The following is a 900-nucleotide window of genomic DNA, read 5'->3' on the forward strand; positions in this document are numbered from 1 at the left end:
CTGTTAAATTATTTTCTTTAAGAAGTTTTACTGCCAATTCAACAGCGGCATTAATTGTCTCATCAGTAAAGTTCCCCTCTTTATCAATACACATCTCAATTCCGATAGTGCAAAAATTAGGGCTTATTTTTACAGGATCAGAAGCGTAAAAACCAAATTTTGATCTAGCCCAATCCGTATAAATCCTGCCCGAAGCAGGATCGGGCTTGTCAGTACCGCAATGCCAAGCAACCTCATTATCTGGCACGGCATGGTAAATATCGCCGTTCAAATCTATAATGTAATGCGCCGATGAATAATGTTTTTCTAATGGGCAATTTTTCTCAAAGTAACCCCAAGTATTAATTGCCCTCTGATTATTCACTCCTACATAATGAAAAATAATCCCCTTACAGACCGCAATCTTTTTACCTGAACGGCTGTATGGATTAACCGTTAAAAGTTTTTCAATAATATTCACTATTTGCCTCCATGCTTTAAAAAATTGACAATTATTGAAACCGCCAACGCCACACCCGAAATTAAAACCGCAACAATGGATATGCGTTCTTTGTTTCTTTCACCTTCTTTTCTTTCAAGTTTTTCTACACGCCCTATAACGTGTTCTTTAAATTCCCGCATTTCCCCTTTAAGCTCCTTCATTTCAGCTAACGTCTCTACAATTAGCTTTCTGTCTTCATTGTTCATACTTGCCCCCTGTCTTGTATTTCTATTTTTCATGTTTCCCCCTTATTCAATCACCCTAAAAGACGCAACAAACGCCTTATCTTTTTTATACCTGAAAGAAAAAGCGTTAATCGTTCCCCCCGTTTCATCATCTTTTGTTTTTATTTTTACTTTCGCTCCCACCCTCGCATTAAACAACGCTCTGTGTGTTTTAATCGTAAACTCCCTTCTATC

General features: G+C 37.6%; 2 protein-coding genes. Both read right to left on the minus strand.

The genetic code is table 11. The features are described from left to right. Window positions 1-460: N-acetylmuramoyl-L-alanine amidase (locus ACYVRH_RS13635; RefSeq protein WP_461257433.1), on the minus strand; the 460-nt coding region annotated here is incomplete at its 3' end. Then, window positions 460-720 carry a hypothetical protein gene (locus ACYVRH_RS13640; protein ID WP_461257434.1) on the minus strand — a complete coding sequence of 87 codons (261 nt, stop codon included), beginning with the start codon at window positions 718-720 and terminating at the stop codon, window positions 460-462. The genes ACYVRH_RS13635 and ACYVRH_RS13640, both read right to left, overlap by 1 nt. Between the last annotated feature and the right edge of the window lie 180 nt (window positions 721-900).

The organism is Treponema sp. R80B11-R83G3, from assembly GCF_054786115.1.